Below are 21,235 nucleotides of genomic sequence, written 5' to 3'. Positions count from 1 at the left end.
TATTAAAAACGCTATGCAAATACAGAGCTTCTATCACTCAGCTTCACTAAAAACCCAGGAGGCTTTTAAAAGCCTACAAAAAACCTTATACAACGGAATGCAGATTCTCTCAGGCCAGGGCAAAGCGCCGGCTAAAGCGCCCGACGTTCGCCCGGAAATTATTGTCCTGCGAGAACCCGGCGCGACATGGGGGAATTATCTACAGCATCAGAAGACGTCTAACCACTCGCTGCATAACCTCTATAACTTACAGCGCGATCTTCTTACCGTCGCGGCAACCGTTCTGGGTAAACAAGACCCGGTTCTAACGTCAATGGCAAACCAAATGGAGTTAGCCAAAGTTAAAGCGGACCGGCCAGCAACAAAACAAGAAGAAGCTGCGGCAAAAGCATTGAAGAAAAATCTTATCGAACTTATTGCAGCACGCACTCAGCAGCAAAATGGCCTACCTGCAAAAGAAGCTCATCGCTTTGCGGCAGTAGCGTTTAGAGACGCTCAGGTCAAGCAGCTTAATAACCAGCCCTGGCAAACCATAAAAAATACACTCACGCATAACGGGCATCACTATACCAACACGCAGCTCCCTGCCGCAGAGATGAAAATTGGCGCAAAAGATATCTTTCCCAGTGCTTATCAGGGAAAGGGCGTATGCAGTTGGGATACCAGGAATATTCATCACGCCAACAATTTGTGGATGTCCACGGTGAGTGTGCATGAGGACGGTAAAGATAAAACGCTCTTTTGCGGGATACGTCATGGCGTGCTTTCCCCCTATCATGAAAAAGATCCGCTTCTGCGTCAGGTCGGCGCTGAAAACAAAGCCAAAGAAGTATTAACTGCGGCACTTTTTAGTAAACCTGAGTTGCTTAACAGAGCCTTAGAGGGCGAAGCGGTAAGCCTGAAACTGGTATCCGTCGGGTTACTCACCGCGTCGAATATTTTCGGCAAAGAGGGAACGATGGTCGAGGATCAAATGCGCGCATGGCAATCGTTGACCCAGCCGGGAAAAATGATTCATTTAAAAATCCGCAATAAAGATGGCGATCTACAGACGGTAAAAATAAAACCAGACGTCGCCGCATTTAATGTGGGTGTTAATGAGCTGGCGCTCAAGCTCGGCTTTGGCCTTAAGGCATCGGATAGATATAATGCCGAAGCGCTACATCAGTTATTAGGCAATGATTTACGCCCTGAAGCCAGACCTGGTGGCTGGGTTGGCGAATGGCTGGCGCAATACCCGGATAATTATGAGGTCGTCAATACATTAGCGCGCCAGATTAAGGATATCTGGAAAAATAACCTACATCATAAAGATGGCGGTGAACCCTATAAACTCGCACAACGCCTTGCCATGTTAGCCCATGAAATTGACGCGGTGCCCGCCTGGAATTGTAAAAGCGGCAAAGATCGTACAGGGATGATGGATTCAGAAATCAAGCGAGAGCACATTTCTTTACATCAGACCCATATGTTAAGTGCGCCTGGTAGTCTTCCGGATAGCGGTGGACAGAAAATTTTCCAAAAAGTATTACTGAATAGCGGCAACCTGGAGATTCAGAAACAAAATACGGGCGGGGCGGGAAACAAAGTAATGAAAAATTTATCGCCAGAGGTGCTCAATCTTTCCTATCAAAAACGAGTTGGGGATGAAAATATTTGGCAGTCAGTAAAAGGCATTTCTTCATTAATCACATCTTGAGTCTTGAGGTAACTATATGGAAAGTCTATTAAATCGTTTATATGACGCGTTAGGCCTGGATGCGCCAGAAGATGAGCCACTGCTTATCATTGATGATGGGATACAGGTTTATTTTAATGAATCCGATCATACACTGGAAATGTGCTGTCCCTTTATGCCATTGCCTGACGACATCCTGACTTTGCAGCATTTTTTACGTCTTAACTACACGAGCGCCGTCACTATCGGCGCTGACGCAGACAATACTGCTTTAGTGGCGCTTTATCGCTTGCCGCAAACCAGTACCGAAGAAGAGGCGCTCACTGGTTTTGAATTATTCATTTCAAACGTGAAGCAATTGAAAGAGCATTATGCTTAATTTAATACGTCAACATACTTTCTTAATGAGATAAAACGCGATACGTATGCCCTTTACAAGAGACAAAACCAGAATCTTTGGTGGAAATGTAAGGGGCAAACGTTCCTCTTTCTCATTTTGCTCTGTTTGCGGGAGCATTTTTAGTGTGTAAGTATTTCTGCTCGTCAGGTTTTTACGCCATCTACGCACATTTATTCTGCTATAAGTTGAAATACTGCAAAAAAATATTAAGGCTTATTATTTTTTCTTTAGGTAAATTTTCGCTCAACAAACTTAATTGTTTATTCATTGATGATGAAGCGTAAGCTATGCTGGAAATGAAGGAAGTCAATAGTAAGGATAATCTTATTATTCACGGGTGATATTATTTCTGCTTCACCGTTATGGCAGATATCATCGCCTCTTGTCAGATGCCAGACACCTACTCATACCCAACCAAAGCTCTAAATACAAAAATCACCTTATATCTTTTTTTATTATTCCTTGTATAAATGTGACTTGACTCACACCTATAAGGAATCGACTCACTTCCATAAGAAGGAATCAAAATGCCAATAACTAACGCGTCCCCAGAAAATATATTAAGATATTTGCATGCGGCCGGTACCGGTACGAAAGAAGCAATGAAAAGTGCAACTTCACCACGCGGTATACTGGAATGGTTTGTCAATTTTTTTACCTGTGGTGGAGTAAGAAGAAGCAATGAAAGATGCTTTCAGGAGGTAATTGGAAAACTGACCACATCATTATTATATGTAAATAAAGATGCTTTCTTCGATGGTAATAAAATATTTCTGGAGGATGTCAACGGGTGTACTATATGTCTGTCATGTGGAGCAGCATCCGAAAATACGGATCCCATGGTCATTATTGAAGTGAACAAAAATGGAAAAACTGTAACGGATAACGTTGATAGTGAGAGATTTTGGAATGTATGTCGAATGTTAAAGCTGATGAGTAAACATAATATACAACAGCCTGATTCACTTATAACCGAGGATGGTTTTCTGAACCTGCGCGGAGTAAACCTGGCTCATAAAGATTTCCAGGGGGAAGATTTGTCAGAAATAGATGCTTCTAATGCAGATTTCCGTGAAACAACCCTTTCTAATGTAAATTTAGTCGGTGCAAATTTGTGTTGTGCAAATCTACACGCTGTAAATCTAATGGGTTCAAACATGACTAAAGCAAACCTGACTCACGCAGACCTGACTTGCGCTAACATGTCCGGTGTAAACTTAACCGCTGCAATTCTATTCGGCTCAGACTTAACTGACACCAAACTAAATGGTGCAAAATTAGATAAGATAGCTCTAACTTTAGCGAAAGCATTAACAGGAGCCGATCTGACAGGTAGTCAACATACCCCTACTCCACTCCCGGATTACAATGATAAAACGCTTTTCCCCAATCCAATATTTTAGTCGAGATAAAGGGATTTTATAAACAAGAAGTATTCAAACAGAAGCCCCCTTGTTTTATTAAATAAACCCCGCCCCTAAGTTTCATTATAAATAACATTTTCAGCGTATTTTTACATTGTTGATATGAGAGCGTAGCAGAATAAGCTCTTTGATTAAAAATATCCAGGCTGTGGAGTACCTTATCTCAGGCGCGGGTGGAATAGACCCTGATACAGAAATTGATGACGACACTTATGACGAATGCTACGATGAACTATCCTCCGTACTTCAAAATGCGTATACCCAAAGCGAAACATTCCGCAGACTGATGAATTACGCATATGAAAAAGAACTACATGATGTGGAGCAGCGCTGGCTATCGGGGGCAGGCGAAGCCTTTGAAACTACCGTGGCTCAGGAACACTTCAAACTTTCAGAAGGCAGGAACGTTATTTGTCTCAATCTGGACGATTCTGATGATTCATATACCGAACATTATGAAAGTAACGAAGGACCACAACTTTTTGACATAAAACGTTCATTTATTCATGAAGTTGTACATGCACTGAGCCATCTTCAGGATAAAGAAAAAAATCATCCAGGAGACCCTGTTGTCGAATATACCAACATTATTCTGAAAGAGATGGGGCATCCTTCACCTCCTGGAATGGCCTACATCTTCAATAAATAGACACATCAGGAAACGAAAAGAAACTAAAGACCTGCGTAGTCCGTTTTTTCGGGAAATATTCTAGCAGTATTTTCTAACTATATTCTAAGCGCCTAAAAAAAAAGGGGCTACCTTTCGGTAACCCCTTGTTTAATCTGGCGGAAGCGCAGAGATTCGAACTCTGGAACCCTTTCGGGTCGCCGGTTTTCAAGACCGGTGCCTTCAACCGCTCGGCCACACTTCCGGAATGAGGCGCACTATAAACATCCCGGTGCGTCATGTAAAGACCGAATGTGTTCGTTTGCGTGAAAAACAGGCAAAATTTCGTTAATTGCCTGAAATAGCGGCACATTGACCATTTCTTCAACACAAAAACTGGCTTAATACGTGTTGATCGTCCCCACTGTTTTACCTCTGTGATTATCAATTTTTTATCGGTAGCGCGTAGTTGGCGCTGCCGCCTGTTTTATGGCGTAGCGCCAGGCATGAGCAGACCGTTTTAACGACGGTAATCACCTGAAATCTCTTAAGGAAACTAAACGTAAACGAATGCGTAAAGATGGGTAAAACCACTGGGTGACAGTGACTGTTTTTATTATTCTCCTTTATTAATTACATCTGTCATAAGAGAGTGACTAATGGATCGTATCATTACATCATCGCGTGATCGTAGCTCGCTACTGAGTACGCACAAAGTACTGCGCAACACCTATTTTCTGTTGAGCCTGACGCTGGCTTTCTCCGCAATTACCGCGACAGCCAGTACGGTACTGATGCTGCCCTCCCCCGGCCTGATTCTGACGCTGGTCGGTATGTATGGGCTGATGTTCCTGACCTATAAAACCGCCAATAAGCCGGTCGGTATCCTGTCTGCTTTTGCGTTTACCGGCTTCCTCGGCTATATCCTGGGCCCGATTCTTAACGCCTATCTGTCAGCAGGCATGGGCGATGTCATTGGCCTGGCGCTGGGTGGTACCGCGTTAGTATTTTTCTGCTGCTCCGCTTACGTTCTGACTACCCGTAAGGATATGTCTTTCCTGGGCGGTATGTTAATGGCCGGGATCGTCGTCGTGCTGATTGGTATGGTGGCGAATATTTTCCTGCAACTGCCTGCATTGCACCTGGCGATTAGCGCGGTGTTTATCCTGATTTCCTCGGGCGCTATCCTGTATGAAACCAGTAACATCATTCACGGCGGTGAAACCAACTATATTCGTGCGACCGTCAGTCTGTACGTTTCGCTGTACAACATCTTTGTCAGCCTGCTCAGCATTCTGGGCTTCGCCAGCCGCGACTAATCGACATTCCCCTCTTCCAGCCCTGCTTATGCAGGGCTTTATTTTTTGCTACACTGCCGTCCGTGTTGATTACGCAGTGAAACGTTATGTTGATCTTTGAAGGTAAAGAAATCAGTACTGATAGCGAAGGCTATCTGAAAGAGACGACGCAGTGGAGTGAAGCGCTGGCAGTCGCTATCGCCGCCAATGAAGGCATTGAGCTCTCTGCGGAACACTGGGAAGTCGTGCGCTTCGTGCGCGAATTTTACCTGGAGTTTAATACCTCTCCCGCCATCCGAATGCTGGTAAAGGCGATGGCGAATAAGTTCGGCGAAGAAAAAGGCAACAGCCGCTATCTGTATCGTCTGTTCCCGAAAGGCCCGGCAAAGCAAGCGACCAAAATCGCCGGTCTGCCCAAGCCGGTAAAATGTATTTAATACCGAATACTAAAGCCTGTTAGCGTCTCGCGAGGGCTGTGCGGTTCAGTAAGGATTTTGTCCACACGAGCAGAGCGCGGCCCGCCCTCTTTCAGCCACTTGATGAGCTTTTCTACCTGCGCCGCGTCGCCACAGGCCACCACTTCTACGCTTCCGTCATCCATATTCTTCGCATAGCCGGTTAACCCCAGCCGCTGCGCCTCATGCTGCGTGGTATAGCGAAACCCGACGCCCTGAACGCGACCATAAACCCAGGCGATAATGCAGACGTTCGACATGATGGTTCTCCTTTCATAATCAGTGGTGGAGGCTCATACAGGACATACTTAACGTACCTGACTGGGCAGACACCCATAATGTTGGCGGAATCTGGCCGTAAATCTCGACCCCGACAGGTAGCCGCACCGTAGCGCTATTTCGCCGATCGGCAGCGTCGTCGATTGCAGTTGAGAAAGCGCGCAGGACATGCGCACCTCTTCAACAATTTGTCGATAACTCTGCGATTCGCGCTGCAAACGTCGACGCAGCGTCGATGTTCCCATAGCAAGGCGGCGGGCTATCTCCTGGGCTGTCCATAGCTTAGCAGGTGAGAGCATAATCAGTTGCCGCACCTGCTCCGTGAGGGTGTAACGCCGTTCAATAAGCAGCGGTCCCGCCGCGCCATCATGTAAAAGCGCTAACAGTAACCCCATCGCCTGATGTTCCTGTAGCCCAACGGGTAAACCCTGGCGCACAGCATCCAACACGTTCTCCCACATAAATGTCAGGCTACGGCTCATCGGGGTACACAGCGATGTCAGGTTTGCCGGTGGATAATCCTGAACGTACATCGTTTTAAAGCGAGCAATAATCTCCGGTGAAAGTAACAACAGGTCGGAGCGAAAACCGCTCTGCGCAGGCTGATTAATAATCTCCAGCGGCGTGTTCGCCGGGATAATAATCAACTCACCCGGCCCGGCGACAAGGCGGCTATCATCCTGAATGATGACTTTACTGCCCTGCGTAATATGGCAAATAGCGGCGGAAAAAAGCGTAACACGATGCAAACGGTGCAGATGACTGGAACGCACCTCTGCCGTCGTAAGATCCTGATGTCGAATATGCATCTCCTGCACCGTGCCGTCCTCTGTTTTACCTTCCGTATGTGGCCGTGAATTTTGCTTTCGCAATCACATGCGCGTTAAGCATAAACCCTACCAACGCGCCACTCGACTCACTGTCGAGCGGCAGTGTTGCCGTATTCAGCGCCCACACAGTAAACTGATAGCGATGAGGCTTATCGCCCGGCGGCGGACAGGCGCCGCCAAAGCCAGCATAACCGAAATCATTACGTCCCTGCACCACTCCAGCGGGTAACGTTTTTTTATCAGCCCCCGTCGGCAGGTCGTGAATCTGCGCAGGAATATTCACCATCGTCCAGTGCCACCAGCCGCTTCCGGTGGGCGCATCAGGATCGAAGACGGTAATAGCGTAGCTTTTGGTTCCGGCAGGCGGATTACGCCAGCTCAGCTGCGGCGAAATATTTTCTCCGCTACAACCAAATCCTTTAAAGACGTGCTGTTGCGTTAAACGAAAATCCGCCGGAATATCCGCGCTACTGAGGCTAAACGCCGATGCGGCAGATACGCTGCCACTCAATGCCATCATTGCGGCTGCGGTCAAAGAGAAGACTGTTTTCATTGTATTTCCTTCTTCATGTAAAGAAATAACACTATAAAAAGCGCCCACTGAAGAAACTGTGCCTTTACGATTCTATTTTGTGCAGAAACGCTCACCGCCATACGCTGGTGATTGCCTCTCTCATCTGTGCTACCCTACGCGCCATTTCGTTTTCACGGTCCCTGGCTGGAGCTATCATCCGGCTCGCGTCACTGTTTGTGAGAGGTTACTCCGCATGACTGAATCTACATTTCCGCAATATCCCCGTTTAGTCCTCAGCAAAGGGCGAGAAAAATCTTTACTCCGCCGCCACCCATGGGTCTTTTCCGGCGCCGTCTCCCGTCTGGAAGGCAAAGCCAACCTCGGTGAAACTATCGATATCGTCGACCATCAGGGAAAGTGGTTAGCACGCGGCGCCTGGTCGCCAGCATCCCAGATCCGCGCGCGCGTCTGGACATTTGATAAAGCAGAATCCATTGATATTGCGTTTTTCACCCGCCGCCTGCGCCAGGCGCAGCAGTGGCGCGACTGGCTGGCGAAAAAAGACGGCCTGGATAGCTATCGTCTGATCGCCGGTGAGTCCGATGGCCTGCCTGGCGTCACTATCGATCGTTTTGGTCATTTTTTGGTGCTGCAACTGCTCAGCGCCGGGGCCGAATATCAACGCGCCGCATTAATTAGCGCTCTGCAAACATGCTATCCGGATTGCGCTATTTACGATCGCAGCGACGTCGCCGTGCGGAAAAAAGAAGGGATGGCGCTGACGCAAGGCCCGGTCACTGGAGAACTGCCGCCTGCGCTTCTGCCAATTGAAGAACACGGTATGAAATTGCTGGTCGATATCCAGGGCGGCCACAAAACCGGTTATTATCTTGATCAGCGCGACAGTCGTCTGGCGACGCGCCGCTACGTGGAAAATCAGCGGGTACTGAACTGCTTCTCTTATACCGGCGGTTTTGCCGTGTCGGCATTAATGGGCGGTTGTCGCCAGGTTGTCAGCGTGGATACCTCACAGGATGCGCTGGATATCGCCAGGCAAAACGTTGAACTGAACCAACTGGATTTGAGCAAAGCCGAATTCGTGCGCGATGACGTGTTTAAGTTGCTGCGCGCTTACCGTGAACACGGCGAAAAATTCGACGTCATCATCATGGACCCGCCCAAATTCGTCGAAAATAAAAGCCAGTTAATGGGTGCCTGCCGGGGCTATAAAGACATTAACATGTTAGCGATTCAACTGCTCAATCCGGGCGGCATACTGCTGACATTCTCTTGCTCCGGACTGATGACCAGCGATTTATTTCAGAAAATCATTGCCGATGCCGCAATAGATGCCGGTCGTGATGTACAATTTATAGAGCAGTTCCGTCAGGCCGCCGATCACCCGGTGATCGCCACCTACCCGGAAGGGCTGTATCTGAAAGGGTTTGCCTGTCGCGTCATGTAACTTGAAAAGTGGAATAGTATCCTCATATAAAGGGTATCTATTTCCCGGGAGGTGACTATGATAGCCAGCAAATTCGGTATCGGCCAACAGGTCCGCCATTCCCTGTTAGGTTACCTCGGAGTGGTCGTCGATATCGACCCGGAATATTCGCTTGATGAGCCGTCGCCTGATGAACTGGCGGTTAACGACGAACTTCGCGCTGCTCCGTGGTACCACGTGGTAATGGAAGATGATGATGGTCAGCCAGTGCATACTTATCTGGCCGAGGCCCAGTTGCGAAGCGAAATGCGGGACGAGCATCCAGAACAGCCATCGATGGATGAACTGGCGCGAACCATTCGCAAGCAGCTTCAGGCACCGCGACTACGTAACTGATTGTATTTAAAAGGCCGGAGAGCGATATCCGGCCTTTTAAACTTTTATTTCGCCAGCCCCAGGCGAGGGATCTCAATCGCCGGACAACGATCCATCACCACGGTCATGCCTGCATCCCGCGCCAGTACCGCCGCCTGTTCGTTGATCACGCCAAGCTGTAGCCACAGCGTTTTTGCGCCGATGGCGATAGCTTCCTGTGCGACGCCCCATGCAGCTTCAGAGTTGCGAAAAACATCCACCATATCGACTTTTTCGGGAATGTCCGTCAGCGTGGCATACCCCTGTTGCCCCAGCAATGTCTTACCCGCGACTTTTGGCGCAACCGGAATCACATGGTAGCCCTGTTCAAGCAGGTATTTCATTACCCGATAACTTGGACGATCGGGTTTATCGCTCGCACCTACCAGCGCGATAGTGCGAGTGGACGTCAAAACATCAGCAATATCGGTCTCTTTCATCATCTTTCTCCTGGCTGTTTTGCAAAGTGTACGACAAACCTGACATAGCAACCATTCATCCCATACCGATGTATGAGAGCAAAACGCCAAAATATGTCTATATGTTAGTAAACATGATCTAAGAAAAATTTCGATACATTATTAGCCAGACGGCCTTTGGACAGGAGAACCTTATGAAAACCGGCGCGCTAACCACCTTCCTTGCTCTCTGTTTGCCGGTGACTGTTTTTGCCACAACGCTCCGTCTGTCGAATGAGGTTGATCTGCTGGTGCTGGACGGCAAAAAGGTGTCCAGCTCTTTATTACGCGGCGCAGAGAGCATCGAACTGGAAAACGGGCCGCATCAACTCGTTTTCCGGGTGGAAAAAACCATCCGCCTGCCCGGTAATGAAGAGCGGCTTTATATTTCTCCGCCGCTGGTGATAAGTTTCGATACCCAACTGATAAATCAGGTCAATTTCCAGCTCCCACGGCTGGAAAACGAGCGCGAAGCCTCGCATTTTAACGCGGCGCCGCGTCTGGCGCTTTTGGACGGCGACGCCATGCCCATTCCGGTAAAACTCGATATTCTGGCCATTACTTCTACGGCTAAAGTGGTCGATTATGAAATAGAGACCGAGCGTTATAATAAATCGGCGAAACGCGCCTCGCTTCCTCAGTTCGCCACGATGATGGCAGACGACAGCACATTACTTTCTGACGTCTCAGAGCTTGATACCGTACCGCCGCAATCACAAACTCTGACAGAACAGCGGCTGAAATATTGGTTCCGACTGGCCGACCCGCAGACACGCCATCATTTTCTGCAATGGGCGGAAAAACAGCCGCCCTCTTGATATGAGTTGTCCCAGCGCGCAATTTTTTTGTCTTTCTCTTGCAGCATCAAGCGCTTCCAGTAATCTGTAGACAGGTTAATTACGGAATCGAATTATGGAACTGACGACTCGCACCTTGCCGACGCGCAAACATATCGCGTTGGTTGCTCACGACCACTGCAAACAGATGTTAATGAACTGGGTGGAACGCCATCAGCCGTTGCTGGAAAAACACGTTCTTTATGCAACCGGCACCACGGGGAATCTGATCCAGCGCGCAACCGGTATGGACGTTAATGCGATGCTGAGCGGCCCGATGGGCGGCGACCAGCAGGTTGGCGCGCTCATTTCAGAAGGGAAAATCGACGTGTTGATTTTCTTCTGGGACCCGCTTAACGCGGTACCGCACGACCCCGATGTCAAAGCGCTATTGCGTCTGGCCACCGTATGGAATATCCCTGTCGCCACTAACGTCTCAACGGCGGACTTTATCATCCAGTCCCCGCATTTTAATGACGCTGTAGATATTCTTATTCCGGATTATGCGCGTTATCTGGCCGAGCGCCTGAAATAACCGCTACGCGGGCGGGATGCTGTACCGCCCGCGCTTTAGGGCTTCCTCGCCACCGGCACATCCAGCTGTTTAAGCGCCTCCACAAAGCGCGAGGGATTATCTTTATTGAAAAGCAGCCAGACCCGCGCGCGCGCGCGCGTCAACGCCACATATAACAAACGCCGCTCTTCAGCGTCCGGAAAATCCTCAACCTGAGGAAGAAGCGCACTTTCCATAATGGATTCTCGCGCCGGGGCGGGGAAACCGTCGTTACCCTCCTGCAATCCGACAAGAATCACGTAATCGGCCTGTTGGCCTTTGCTGGCATGGATAGTCATGAAGTCTATCTGTAACTTCGGCCAGCGAGTCGCCGCTTTTTGTAGACTCACGGGTTTCAGATGATGATAGCGCGCCAGCACCAGGATACGTTCATCTTCCTTCGCATAGCCGGATAATTTATCCAGTAACGCGTCCAACTGGCTTTCATCCAATAACGTCACCGCTTTTTTATCGCCTGGGGTCAGACTATTTAACGGTTTTTTAAGCTGGTGCGGATTCTGCTGTACAAAGCGATTGGCAATATCGCCAATCCGACTGTTAAAGCGGTACGTGGTGTCCAGGTGGCAATGCTCGCCCTCGCCGAACGTCTGATGAAACGCCGTCGTTAAGGAGAGCTGCGCCCCGCTAAAACGGTAAATCGCCTGCCAGTCATCGCCAACGGCAAACAGCGTAGTCTGGCTATTCTGCTTGCGCAGCGCCTCTAACAGCGCCGCCCGTTGTGGGGAAATATCCTGAAATTCATCGACCAGAATATGCTTCCACGGGCTGATAAAACGCCCTTTTTCGAGGATCACCATTGCCTGATGGATCAGCCCGGAGAAATCAACGGCATTTTCCGCTTTCAACGCGCTTTTCCAGGACTTCAGCAGCGGCGCCATCAGCTTAATGCGTTTGCCAAACAGCTCGCGGCACTCCTCTGGCGCGCCAGCGATCATTTCTGCCTGCGCGCCGCCGTGCATACGCATCAAGCTGACCCAACGATCCAGACGAGGGGCCAGACGCCGCTGCAATGTCTCATCGTCCCAGAAATTACCTTCCGGCACCGCCCACTGCATCTCCTCTTCCAGCCACTGACGCCAGCCTTTGGCCTGCGCTTTTTTCTCGCTACACTGCTGACGCCAGGTGTGCAGAAATAGCTGATGCCGCGCGGTGGCGTCACTTACCAGCTTACTGACAACCGGCGCTTTTTTACTGCCTTGCTGAATAATATATAGCGCCAGCGAATGGAACGTACGGGCAGTAATCTCTTCCGTATGTAAGCGCTCGCGGATACGCTCATCCATCTCCTCTGCCGCCTTGCGGCCAAACGCCAGTAAAAGAATTTGCCCCGCATCGGCTTGTCCGCGCGCCAACAGCCAACCCGCGCGCGCCACCAGCACCGAGGTTTTGCCGCTTCCCGCCCCCGCCAGTACCAGTAACGATGATTCGCCATTAACCACCGCCCTGGCCTGGGAGGGATTAAGCGGAGAGGATTCTATCTGCGTAAAAAAGTCGGCATGCGCTTCCAGCATGGCATCAGCATACGCCTGATTATGCTGCTGCCGACTTCCCTCGCTATCCTGTAACCAGGCCAGACACTTACGCCATATCTCGCGACAGTGAGCAAACTCCTCCAGACGTGAGACCGGTAGCGGCAAGGCGGCAAACGTCTGGCGAATTTCGTGTTCCAGCCCCCGAACGCGTTCACGGGTAAGCCATTGGTTTTCGCCCGTTCGCTCACTAATACGCGCCCATTGCTCTTGTAATGCCTGCGCGGCGACATCACTCATCTCCTGGCTCCAGCGACGCCAGTGCGCGTCCAGATAGCGATGGAATTGCTGGGTTTCCGACCACTCGGTACCGTGCAAACGCACGACTTTATCCTCCGGCAGGACAAACTCCAGCTCGCCCCATACCAGCCCACGCTTACAGTGAATCGCCAATAACTGATTGAATGGAATAAGATATTCATGCCTGTCGCCAGACACTTTCACCCCAGCGTTGAGGATCTCGGCACGATCATACGGGTGTTGCGCCAGACGTTTTCCAAGAGAAGTTGCTTTCAGTTCCATGACTCAGCGAATCCAGACGTAAAGATGTGCTTATCAGTGTAACCGCCAGAGAAAACGTGCTCCAGTCTAAAAAAACGTTACAATTGCCCGCAGTGATAGAAAACCGGAATGAACTGAGGGTTTATGCGTACCGTTCTGAATATTTTAAACTTTGTACTGGGCGGCTTTGCCACTACGCTGGCCTGGCTGCTGGCGACGCTGGTCAGTATTGTGCTTATTTTCACCCTGCCGTTGACCCGCTCCTGCTGGGAGATAACCAAACTGTCCCTGTTCCCTTACGGTAATGAAGCCATTCACGTTGACGAACTTAATCCGGCGGCGAAAAGCGTATTAATGAATACTGGCGGTACTTTGCTGAATATTTTCTGGTTACTTTTTTTCGGCTGGTGGCTATGCCTGATGCACATTGCCTCCGGTATCGCGCAGTGTGTCACTATCATCGGGATACCTGTCGGTATTGCGAACTTTAAAATTGCCGCGATTGCGCTTTGGCCTGTCGGTCGCCGCGTCGTCTCTGTAGAAACCGCTCGCGCCGCGCGAGAAGCTAACGCGCGCCGCCGTTTTGAATGATCGGGACAAATAGCCTTTATGTTAAGTCCGTTGATTCGCCGTTATACCTGGAACAGTGCCTGGCTGTATTACATCCGCATTTTTATCGCTCTGTGCGGCACCACCGCCCTGCCCTGGTGGCTGGGCGACGTCAAACTGACCATCCCGCTCACGCTCGGTATGGTTGCCGCAGCGCTAACCGATCTCGACGACCGCCTTGCCGGACGCTTGCGTAATTTAATCATTACCTTAATTTGCTTTTTTATCGCGTCGGCTTCTGTGGAGCTGCTCTTTCCCTGGCCGTGGCTATTTGCGTTGGGCTTAACGTTATCCACCAGCGGATTTATTCTGTTGGGAGGATTAGGGCAACGCTATGCTACCATCGCGTTCGGCGCGTTACTCATTGCCATCTATACGATGCTGGGTACCTCTTTATACGATCACTGGTATCAGCAACCACTGCTCCTGCTGGCAGGCGCAGTATGGTATAACCTACTGACGCTAACCGGGCATCTGCTATTTCCGATCCGTCCGTTGCAGGATAATCTGGCACGCAGTTACGAACAGTTAGCGCACTATCTGGAACTGAAATCACGTCTGTTTGATCCTGATATTGAAGATGAAAGCCAGGCGCCGCTCTATGATTTAGCGTTAGCGAACGGGCAGTTAATGGCGACGCTGAACCAAACGAAAGTGTCGTTGTTGACTCGCCTGCGCGGCGATCGCGGTCAACGCGGTACGCGCCGCACCCTCCATTACTATTTTGTGGCGCAGGATATTCATGAACGCGCCAGTTCTTCGCATATTCAATACCAGACGCTGCGCGATTATTTTCGCCATAGCGACGTCATGTTCCGCTTTCAACGTCTGATGTCGATGCAGGCGCAGGCCTGTACGCAGCTGGCGCGCTGTATCTTACTGCGTACGCCGTACCAGCATGATCCGCGTTTTGAACGCGCCTTTACCCACATTGACGCCGCGCTTGAACGTATGCGCGCCAGCGGCGCTTCTTTAGAGCTGTTAAATACGCTTGGGTTCTTATTAACCAACCTACGCGCCATTGATGCGCAACTGGCGACGATCGAGTCGGAGCAGGCCCAGGCAATGCCGCGCAATGAGTCAGAAAACCAGTTGGCTGATGATAGCCTGCACGGGTTTAGCGACATCTGGCTGCGTCTGAGCCGTAATTTTACCCCGGAGTCCGCTCTCTTTCGCCATGCGGTACGCATGTCGCTGGTATTGTGCATCGGTTATGCTCTCATCCAAATTACCGGGATGCGCCACGGGTACTGGATATTGCTCACCAGCCTGTTCGTTTGTCAGCCTAACTATAACGCGACCCGCCATCGCCTTGCGCTCAGGATTATCGGTACGTTGGTAGGCGTTGCGATCGGCCTGCCGATTTTATGGTTTGTCCCTTCGCTTGAAGGACAGTTAGTTCTGCTGGTGATTACCGGCGTGCTTTTCTTCGCATTCCGTAATGTGCAGTATGCCCATGCGACGATGTTCATCACCCTGCTGGTATTACTCTGCTTTAACCTCCTGGGCGAAGGCTTTGAGGTAGCGTTACCGCGCGTCGTCGACACGTTAATTGGCTGCGCTATCGCCTGGGCTGCGGTCAGCTTTATTTGGCCGGACTGGCGCTTTCGCAACCTTCCCCGGGTACTCCAGCGCGCCACCGATGCTAATTGCCGCTACCTTGATGCGATCCTTGAGCAATATCACCAGGGACGGGATAACCGCCTGGCCTATCGCATTGCCAGACGCGACGCGCACAACCGCGATGCAGAACTGGCATCCGTGGTTTCTAATATGTCGAGCGAACCCGACGTCACGGCCGAAACCCGGGAGGCGGCGTTCAGGCTGCTTTGCCTCAATCACACTTTTACCAGCTATATCTCCGCCCTCGGCGCGCACCGCGAAAAGCTCAGTAATCCGGACGTGTTGGGGCTTCTGGATGACGCGGTCTGCTACGTTGATGATGCGCTTCATCATCAACCTGAAGACGAACAGCGCGTACACCAGGCGCTGGAGGGTTTAAAGCAGCGAGTTCAGTCGCTGGAAACACGTCCGGACAGCAAAGAACCTCTGGTTGTTCAACAAATTGGTTTGCTCATTGCCTTACTGCCCGAGATTGGACGCTTGCAACGGCAAATTTCACCGCCGACTTCTACATTAATTACCCAGCCGTAAGCGAATGAGCCCAGTCGGCAAGCTCCTGGCGACGACTCGCCGGGAGCGCCGCTTCATGTACGCCGACAATTGCGCCTTCCAGGGCATACAAAACTTTCACCGTCAGCAAGGGATTGCTTTGTCGCAACCTTAGCCAGCACATTTTCGCGCCCAGTATGCGTAACATATTTTCGTCCTTTATCCCTGACTCATTGAGCAATGTTTCCAGATGGAAGGTCATATTGGGGAGATCTTTGAGTCTGTGCTGTAAAATACGGCTGTGTTTTTCCTTCATTGCCGCGTCAAGAGAATACTTCGATAAACGTACCAGCTGCTGCTGATCGCGCCACAGGCTTTCATCCACCCGGTAATAGTTGAGCATAACGGGACGTCCACATTTCATAAACATGAGCCAGGCGGGAGGATGCTTCACACAGTAGGGTACGCTTTCTTCACAGGCGCGGAGATAAAGCTCGCCATTAGCCACCATCGCAAAGACGGTATCCTCCACGGTCAGACTATAGCTACCGAATAAAGATCGATACTGGATCGTCCCCAAAGAGGCCAAATATTCTTGCGATTTATAGATCCTGTCATAAGAGAGTGCTCTCATAAAATTCCTTTTAAATCATAAAGTAAAAGAATAATTTGCAGTAACGGATCCGTTAATGACGAAAATAGGCAACTTATACTCCGCGAGCAAGATGATTTTTATTTTTGACGCCACTAAGAATAAAAATTGCGAGACAGTTTCCGAAAATAGAGTTGATCTTTCATCGCCACAGGGGTACTGTATGAATATACAGTAACTCACAGGGCTGGATTGATTATGTACACTTCAGGTTATGCAAATCGTTCTTCGTCATTTCCTACCACTACCCACAACGCAGCGCGCACCGCTACGGAAAATGCCGCGGCAGGACTGGTCAGTGAAGTTGTCTACCACGAAGACCAGCCCATGATGGCGCAGCTCCTGCTTTTGCCTTTACTCCGTCAGTTAGGCCAACAATCACGCTGGCAGCTCTGGCTCACGCCGCAGCAAAAGCTCAGCCGTGAATGGGTACAGTCTTCAGGTTTGCCATTAACGAAAGTGATGCAAATTAGCCAGCTTGCGCCTCGTCATACGCTGGAGTCGATGATCCGCGCTTTGCGTACAGGAAATTACAGCGTGGTAATTGGTTGGTTGACTGAAGAACTGACAGAAGAAGAACATGCCAGCCTGGTTGAAGCAGCGAAGGTAGGTAATGCGGTAGGGTTTATCATGCGCCCTGTACGTGCGCACGCTTTACCCAGGAGACAGCATTCCGGGCTAAAAATTCACTCTAATTTGTATCATTAAGTAAAATTAGGATTTATCCTGGACTTTTTTTTACGCGAACGCATCTCCTTTGAGTGGTAACGTTTTTTTTGCGAGAAAGCTTGCCAGAAGCGGTTTCCGCAATTTTTGCTGTACGATTTATCATCTGAAACTGTTAAATGATGTGTATATCCAGCATGTTTTTTTCACATGTCTGACGGAGTTCACACTTGTAAGTTTCCAACTACGTTGTAGACTTTACATCGCCAGGGGTGCTCAGCATAAGCCGTAGATATCGGTAGAGTAACTATTGAGCAGATCCCCCGGTGAAGGATTTAACCGTGTTATCTCGTTGGAGATATTCATGGCGTATTTTGGATGATAACGAGGCGCAAAAAATGAAAAAGACAGCTATCGCGATTGCAGTGGCACTGGCTGGTTTCGCTACCGTAGCGCAGGCCGCTCCGAAAGATAACACCTGGTACGCTGGTGCTAAACTGGGCTGGTCTCAGTACCATGACACCGGCTTCATTAACAATGATGGCCCGACTCATGAAAACCAACTGGGCGCAGGTGCTTTTGGTGGTTACCAGGTTAACCCGTACGTTGGCTTTGAAATGGGCTACGACTGGTTAGGCCGTATGCCGTACAAAGGCGACAACATCAATGGCGCTTATAAAGCTCAGGGCGTTCAGTTGACCGCTAAACTGGGTTATCCAATCACTGACGATCTGGACGTTTATACCCGTCTGGGTGGTATGGTATGGCGTGCAGACACCAAGTCTAACGTCCCTGGCGGCGCGTCTACTAAAGACCACGACACCGGCGTTTCCCCGGTATTCGCGGGCGGTATCGAGTATGCCATCACCCCTGAAATCGCAACCCGTCTGGAATACCAGTGGACTAACAACATCGGTGATGCCAACACCATCGGCACCCGTCCGGACAACGGCCTGCTGAGCGTAGGTGTTTCCTACCGTTTCGGCCAGCAAGAAGCTGCTCCGGTAGTAGCTCCGGCACCGGCTCCGGCTCCGGAAGTACAGACCAAGCACTTCACTCTGAAGTCTGACGTACTGTTCAACTTCAACAAAGCAACTCTGAAACCAGAAGGCCAGCAGGCTCTGGATCAGCTGTACAGCCAGCTGAGCAACCTGGATCCGAAAGACGGTTCCGTCGTCGTTCTGGGCTTCACTGACCGTATCGGTTCTGACGCTTACAACCAGGGTCTGTCCGAGAAACGTGCTCAGTCTGTTGTTGATTACCTGATCTCCAAAGGTATTCCGTCTGACAAAATCTCCGCACGTGGTATGGGCGAATCTAACCCGGTTACCGGCAACACATGTGACAACGTGAAACCTCGCGCTGCCCTGATCGATTGCCTGGCTCCGGATCGTCGCGTAGAGATCGAAGTTAAAGGCGTTAAAGACGTGGTAACTCAGCCGCAGGCTTAAGTTTCCGTCTGATAAAAAACCCCGCGTCGCGGGGTTTTTTGCTCTGGTCTGGATGACAACGCCTTTCAGCGTTACTTCTTGCCTAATAACGCCTGTAAATCCTGCTTTAACGTGGTCATTTGCGTGGCATATTTCTCTTTATGCTCCGCGTCTTCTATCAGTTGCACTATCGTTTCGGATAATGTTTTACCGCGTCGCTGCGCAAGGCCTGCCAGACGCTGCCAGACCATAAACTCTAAATCGATAGATTTTTTGCGCGTATGCTGATGTTCCGCATTGAAGTGTCGTTTGCGTCTTGCCCGAATGGTTTGTTTCATCCGATTAAGCAAGGCAGGATTCATATGCCTGTCTATCCAGACATTTACCCGCACCGGTTCATTTTCGAGGGCCAACAACAAATTGACGGCTTCCTGGGCAGCACTGGCTTCCACGTAGCGGGTGATCAACTCCCCTTCGCGGTGCTTTTTCACCAGATATTTCCATTTCCAACCGCTTTCAAGATTTTCAAGTTGTTGATATTTCATTGCGATCCCAACGTTACCGTGTAACTGTTATCAGAATATCAGTTTTTTAGCCATCTGAAGAAAAGAATCTCGAACCTGTGAATGGTTACACGTCTTCATATTACTTTGCATTCGCTTTCCGCGTGTGCAGCGTGACGGGTTAGGCTATAATCCCCCCTTTTACAACAGACTAAAAAACCTCAACTTTGACCATTACGAAACTTGCATGGCGTGATCTGGTTCCGGATAGCGAAAGCTATCAGGAGATATTTGCACAGCCACACGCGACTGACGAAAACGACACCTTACTCAGTGATACTCAGCCACGACTGCAATTTGCGCTTGAGCAGCTTATTCAGCCGTGGAGCTCATCCTCTTTTATGCTGACTAAAGCGCCTGAAGAGCAAGAGTATCTCACTTTACTTTCAGATGCCGTCCGCGCTCTGCAAACCGATGCCGGACAATTAACCGGCGGACATTATGACGTTTCCGGGCATACTGTTCATTACCGCGCCGCGCAGAATGCGCAAGACAACTTTGCCACCGTCACACAAGTCGTCAGCGCGGACTGGGTCGAAGCCGAACAGCTCTTTGGTTGCCTGCGGCAGTATAACGGCGACATTACCCTGCAGCCGGGACTGGTTCATCAGGCGAACGGCGGCGTGCTGATTATTTCCTTACGAACCCTTCTGGCGCAGCCGTTACTGTGGATGCGTCTGAAAGCCATCGTTAGCCGCGAGCGTTTTGACTGGGTGGCGTTTGACGAGTCGCGTCCATTACCGGTCTCCGTGCCATCAATGCCGCTCAAACTGAAGGTGATTCTGGTTGGCGAACGTGAATCACTGGCTGATTTTCAGGAGATGGAACCGGAGCTCGCGGAACAGGCTATCTACAGTGAATTTGAAGACAATTTACAGATAGCGGACGCAGAAGCTATGACCCTGTGGTGTCAATGGGTGACGCGTATCGCTTTACGCGATAATTTGCCCCCTCCGGCACCGGACGCCTGGCCCGTCCTGATACGCGAGGCTGTGCGCTATACCGGCGAACAGGATACGCTGCCTCTTTGCCCACTGTGGATAGCCCGCCAGTTTAAGGAGGCGTCGCCTTTATGCGAAGGCGATACCTGCGGCGCAGAAGCGCTCAGCCTGATGCTTGCCCGACGCGAATGGCGAGAAGGCTTTCTGGCGGAGCGGATGCAGGATGAGATTCTGCAAGAGCAGATCCTGATTGAAACCGAAGGCGAACGCGTTGGACAAATCAATGCGCTTTCCGTCATTGAGTTTCCCGGGCATCCGCGCGCCTTTGGCGAACCGTCGCGAATTAGCTGTGTTGTGCATATCGGCGATGGCGAATTTAACGATATTGAGCGCAAGGCCGAACTTGGCGGAAATATCCACGCTAAGGGAATGATGATTATGCAGGCCTTCCTGATGTCGGAGTTGCAGCTGGAGCAACAAATTCCCTTCTCTGCCTCGTTAACCTTTGAGCAGTCCTACAGCGAAGTGGATGGCGATAGCGCCTCAATGGCGGAATTATGTGCGCTCATCAGCGCGCTGGCCAATGTGCCAGTGAATCAAAACATTGCGATTACCGGCTCGGTCGATCAGTTTGGTCGCGCGCAACCGGTGGGCGGGCTAAACGAAAAAATTGAAGGTTTCTTCGCCATCTGCGAGCAGCGGGAATTAAACGGTAAACAGGGCGTAATTATCCCTGCCGCCAACGTCCGCCATCTCAGTCTTAAATCTGAACTGCTGCAAGCGGTTAAAGAAGAGAAGTTCACTATCTGGGCGGTAGACGACGTGACCGACGCCTTACCGCTACTGTTAAATCTGGTGTGGGATGGCGAAGGTCAAACGACGTTGATGCAGACTATCCAGGAGCGTATCGCGCAGGCGACGCAACAGGAAGGCCGTCATCGTTTCCCGTGGCCATTACGTTGGCTGAACGCTTTTATTCCGAACTGATCGGACTTGTTCAGCGTACACGTGTTAGCTATCC

At 50.3% G+C, this 21,235-nt stretch carries 21 protein-coding genes, 1 tRNA gene and 2 pseudogenes; 15 read left to right on the top strand and 9 right to left on the bottom strand.

Annotated features, from left to right (window positions below; translation table 11 throughout):
- Positions 1-13: 13 nt before the first annotated feature.
- A complete protein-coding gene (gene sopB, locus J4645_RS03670) occupies positions 14-1,699 on the top strand; it encodes an SPI-1 type III secretion system effector inositol phosphate phosphatase SopB (protein ID WP_001166958.1) in 1,686 nt (561 codons plus the stop codon).
- Between the two features lie 16 nt (positions 1,700-1,715).
- Positions 1,716-2,057 carry a type III secretion system chaperone SigE gene (sigE, locus tag J4645_RS03665; protein WP_000444724.1) on the top strand — a complete coding sequence of 114 codons (342 nt, stop codon included), beginning with the start codon at positions 1,716-1,718 and terminating at the stop codon, positions 2,055-2,057.
- Between the two features lie 9 nt (positions 2,058-2,066).
- Here sigE and J4645_RS22155 read toward each other — a convergent pair.
- Positions 2,067-2,388 (bottom strand): annotated as a pseudogene (locus J4645_RS22155) (hypothetical protein).
- A 217-nt stretch (positions 2,389-2,605) separates the two neighbouring features.
- Between J4645_RS22155 and pipB the strand changes: the two are divergent.
- Together pipB and J4645_RS03655 are read left to right on the top strand one after the other, a co-directional pair.
- Entirely contained in the window at positions 2,606-3,481 is an 876-nt protein-coding gene (gene pipB / locus J4645_RS03660; protein ID WP_001629034.1) for an SPI-2 type III secretion system effector PipB, read from the top strand.
- Between the two features lie 169 nt (positions 3,482-3,650).
- Positions 3,651-4,151: pseudogene (locus J4645_RS03655) on the top strand (PipA/GogA/GtgA family type III secretion system effector); the annotation flags it as partial.
- Positions 4,152-4,286: 135 nt separating this feature from the next.
- Here J4645_RS03655 and J4645_RS03650 read toward each other — a convergent pair.
- Positions 4,287-4,374: transfer RNA gene (locus tag J4645_RS03650), tRNA-Ser, on the bottom strand.
- Between the two features lie 394 nt (positions 4,375-4,768).
- On the opposite strand from J4645_RS03650, the gene yccA reads away from it, so the two are divergent.
- The gene (gene yccA, locus J4645_RS03645; protein ID WP_000374046.1) at positions 4,769-5,428 is read left to right on the top strand and encodes an FtsH protease modulator YccA; all 660 of its coding nucleotides are present in this window, start codon (positions 4,769-4,771) and stop codon (positions 5,426-5,428) included.
- Between the two features lie 86 nt (positions 5,429-5,514).
- A complete protein-coding gene (gene tusE, locus J4645_RS03640) occupies positions 5,515-5,844 on the top strand; it encodes a sulfurtransferase TusE (RefSeq protein WP_000904446.1) in 330 nt (109 codons plus the stop codon).
- Here the strand turns inward: tusE and yccX are convergent.
- From yccX to J4645_RS03625, 3 genes are read right to left on the bottom strand one after another with little or no spacing between them, the layout of a single operon-like run.
- A complete protein-coding gene (gene yccX / locus J4645_RS03635) occupies positions 5,841-6,122 on the bottom strand; it encodes an acylphosphatase (protein ID WP_000072884.1) in 282 nt (93 codons plus the stop codon). The two genes, tusE and yccX, sit on opposite strands and share 4 nt — an antisense overlap.
- Positions 6,123-6,170: 48 nt before the next feature.
- A complete protein-coding gene (locus J4645_RS03630; protein WP_000548087.1) occupies positions 6,171-6,950 on the bottom strand; it encodes an AraC family transcriptional regulator in 780 nt (259 codons plus the stop codon).
- Positions 6,951-6,975: 25 nt separating this feature from the next.
- Positions 6,976-7,524, bottom strand: coding sequence for a YbhB/YbcL family Raf kinase inhibitor-like protein (locus J4645_RS03625; protein WP_000859426.1), 549 nt, complete (start codon positions 7,522-7,524; stop codon positions 6,976-6,978).
- A gap of 214 nt (positions 7,525-7,738) precedes the next feature.
- Here J4645_RS03625 and rlmI point away from each other — a divergent pair, with 214 nt between their 5' ends.
- Positions 7,739-8,950, top strand: a complete 1,212-nt coding sequence (gene rlmI, locus J4645_RS03620; protein WP_000140480.1) for a 23S rRNA (cytosine(1962)-C(5))-methyltransferase RlmI — start codon at positions 7,739-7,741, stop codon at positions 8,948-8,950.
- A 57-nt stretch (positions 8,951-9,007) separates the two neighbouring features.
- Positions 9,008-9,325, top strand: a complete 318-nt coding sequence (hspQ, locus tag J4645_RS03615) for a heat shock protein HspQ (RefSeq protein ID WP_000561983.1) — start codon at positions 9,008-9,010, stop codon at positions 9,323-9,325.
- A gap of 44 nt (positions 9,326-9,369) precedes the next feature.
- Here hspQ and J4645_RS03610 read toward each other — a convergent pair whose 3' ends face one another.
- A complete protein-coding gene (locus J4645_RS03610; RefSeq protein ID WP_023207201.1) occupies positions 9,370-9,783 on the bottom strand; it encodes a CoA-binding protein in 414 nt (137 codons plus the stop codon).
- 173 nt (positions 9,784-9,956) lie between these two features.
- Between J4645_RS03610 and J4645_RS03605 the strand changes: the two genes are divergently transcribed.
- Positions 9,957-10,619 carry a DUF2057 family protein gene (locus J4645_RS03605; protein WP_000847729.1) on the top strand — a complete coding sequence of 221 codons (663 nt, stop codon included), beginning with the start codon at positions 9,957-9,959 and terminating at the stop codon, positions 10,617-10,619.
- Between the two features lie 94 nt (positions 10,620-10,713).
- Complete coding sequence (gene mgsA, locus J4645_RS03600; protein WP_000424187.1) at positions 10,714-11,172, top strand: methylglyoxal synthase; 459 nt, start codon at positions 10,714-10,716, stop codon at positions 11,170-11,172.
- A 35-nt stretch (positions 11,173-11,207) separates the two neighbouring features.
- Here the strand turns inward: mgsA and helD are convergent, their stop codons facing one another.
- Positions 11,208-13,262, bottom strand: a complete 2,055-nt coding sequence (gene helD, locus J4645_RS03595) for a DNA helicase IV (RefSeq protein ID WP_023215049.1) — start codon at positions 13,260-13,262, stop codon at positions 11,208-11,210.
- 123 nt (positions 13,263-13,385) lie between these two features.
- Between helD and J4645_RS03590 the strand changes: the two genes are divergently transcribed.
- Both J4645_RS03590 and yccS read left to right on the top strand, forming a co-directional pair.
- A complete protein-coding gene (locus J4645_RS03590) occupies positions 13,386-13,832 on the top strand; it encodes a YccF domain-containing protein (RefSeq protein ID WP_001261222.1) in 447 nt (148 codons plus the stop codon).
- Positions 13,833-13,850: 18 nt separating this feature from the next.
- Positions 13,851-16,004 carry a YccS family putative transporter gene (gene yccS, locus J4645_RS03585; RefSeq protein WP_023215050.1) on the top strand — a complete coding sequence of 718 codons (2,154 nt, stop codon included), beginning with the start codon at positions 13,851-13,853 and terminating at the stop codon, positions 16,002-16,004.
- Here yccS and J4645_RS03580 read toward each other — a convergent pair.
- The gene (locus J4645_RS03580; protein WP_001202375.1) at positions 15,991-16,596 is read right to left on the bottom strand and encodes a TfoX/Sxy family DNA transformation protein; all 606 of its coding nucleotides are present in this window, start codon (positions 16,594-16,596) and stop codon (positions 15,991-15,993) included. The genes yccS and J4645_RS03580 overlap by 14 nt on opposite strands.
- Before the next feature lie 216 nt (positions 16,597-16,812).
- Between J4645_RS03580 and sulA the strand changes: the two genes are divergently transcribed.
- Positions 16,813-17,322: an SOS-induced cell division inhibitor SulA gene (gene sulA, locus J4645_RS03575; protein WP_000288730.1), complete on the top strand. Its 510-nt coding sequence runs from the start codon at positions 16,813-16,815 to the stop codon at positions 17,320-17,322.
- Between the two features lie 356 nt (positions 17,323-17,678).
- On the top strand, positions 17,679-18,731 hold the full coding sequence (gene ompA, locus J4645_RS03570) for a porin OmpA (RefSeq protein WP_001562588.1): 1,053 nt from the start codon (positions 17,679-17,681) through the stop codon (positions 18,729-18,731).
- Positions 18,732-18,802: 71 nt separating this feature from the next.
- Here the strand turns inward: ompA and matP are convergent, their stop codons facing one another.
- On the bottom strand, positions 18,803-19,255 hold the full coding sequence (matP, locus tag J4645_RS03565; RefSeq protein ID WP_000877172.1) for a macrodomain Ter protein MatP: 453 nt from the start codon (positions 19,253-19,255) through the stop codon (positions 18,803-18,805).
- Between the two features lie 185 nt (positions 19,256-19,440).
- Here matP and J4645_RS03560 point away from each other — a divergent pair, with 185 nt between their 5' ends.
- Positions 19,441-21,201 carry a Lon protease family protein gene (locus J4645_RS03560; RefSeq protein WP_000156458.1) on the top strand — a complete coding sequence of 587 codons (1,761 nt, stop codon included), beginning with the start codon at positions 19,441-19,443 and terminating at the stop codon, positions 21,199-21,201.
- Positions 21,202-21,235: the final 34 nt, after the last annotated feature.

Origin of the sequence: Salmonella sp. 32082101201600294FB01SM01, from assembly GCF_017572865.1 — a bacterium.
In the GTDB taxonomy this organism is placed as follows: domain Bacteria; phylum Pseudomonadota; class Gammaproteobacteria; order Enterobacterales; family Enterobacteriaceae; genus Salmonella; species Salmonella enterica.
The sequence above is the reverse complement of the archived record's forward strand: the minus strand, read 5'-3'. Positions and strand labels throughout refer to the sequence as shown.

Coding starts and splice junctions, on each gene's coding strand:
- ompA (WP_001562588.1), top strand. CDS start 17,679: ATGAAAAAGACAGCTATCGCGATTGCAGTGGCACTGGCTGGTTTCGCT.
- yccS (WP_023215050.1), top strand. CDS start 13,851: ATGTTAAGTCCGTTGATTCGCCGTTATACCTGGAACAGTGCCTGGCTG.
- matP (WP_000877172.1), bottom strand. CDS start 19,255: ATGAAATATCAACAACTTGAAAATCTTGAAAGCGGTTGGAAATGGAAA.
- yccA (WP_000374046.1), top strand. CDS start 4,769: ATGGATCGTATCATTACATCATCGCGTGATCGTAGCTCGCTACTGAGT.
- pipB (WP_001629034.1), top strand. CDS start 2,606: ATGCCAATAACTAACGCGTCCCCAGAAAATATATTAAGATATTTGCAT.
- J4645_RS03610 (WP_023207201.1), bottom strand. CDS start 9,783: ATGAAAGAGACCGATATTGCTGATGTTTTGACGTCCACTCGCACTATC.
- tusE (WP_000904446.1), top strand. CDS start 5,515: ATGTTGATCTTTGAAGGTAAAGAAATCAGTACTGATAGCGAAGGCTAT.
- J4645_RS03605 (WP_000847729.1), top strand. CDS start 9,957: ATGAAAACCGGCGCGCTAACCACCTTCCTTGCTCTCTGTTTGCCGGTG.
- sigE (WP_000444724.1), top strand. CDS start 1,716: ATGGAAAGTCTATTAAATCGTTTATATGACGCGTTAGGCCTGGATGCG.
- hspQ (WP_000561983.1), top strand. CDS start 9,008: ATGATAGCCAGCAAATTCGGTATCGGCCAACAGGTCCGCCATTCCCTG.
- rlmI (WP_000140480.1), top strand. CDS start 7,739: ATGACTGAATCTACATTTCCGCAATATCCCCGTTTAGTCCTCAGCAAA.
- J4645_RS03590 (WP_001261222.1), top strand. CDS start 13,386: ATGCGTACCGTTCTGAATATTTTAAACTTTGTACTGGGCGGCTTTGCC.
- J4645_RS03630 (WP_000548087.1), bottom strand. CDS start 6,950: ATGCATATTCGACATCAGGATCTTACGACGGCAGAGGTGCGTTCCAGT.
- J4645_RS03580 (WP_001202375.1), bottom strand. CDS start 16,596: ATGAGAGCACTCTCTTATGACAGGATCTATAAATCGCAAGAATATTTG.
- helD (WP_023215049.1), bottom strand. CDS start 13,262: ATGGAACTGAAAGCAACTTCTCTTGGAAAACGTCTGGCGCAACACCCG.
- yccX (WP_000072884.1), bottom strand. CDS start 6,122: ATGTCGAACGTCTGCATTATCGCCTGGGTTTATGGTCGCGTTCAGGGC.
- sopB (WP_001166958.1), top strand. CDS start 14: ATGCAAATACAGAGCTTCTATCACTCAGCTTCACTAAAAACCCAGGAG.
- sulA (WP_000288730.1), top strand. CDS start 16,813: ATGTACACTTCAGGTTATGCAAATCGTTCTTCGTCATTTCCTACCACT.
- J4645_RS03625 (WP_000859426.1), bottom strand. CDS start 7,524: ATGAAAACAGTCTTCTCTTTGACCGCAGCCGCAATGATGGCATTGAGT.
- mgsA (WP_000424187.1), top strand. CDS start 10,714: ATGGAACTGACGACTCGCACCTTGCCGACGCGCAAACATATCGCGTTG.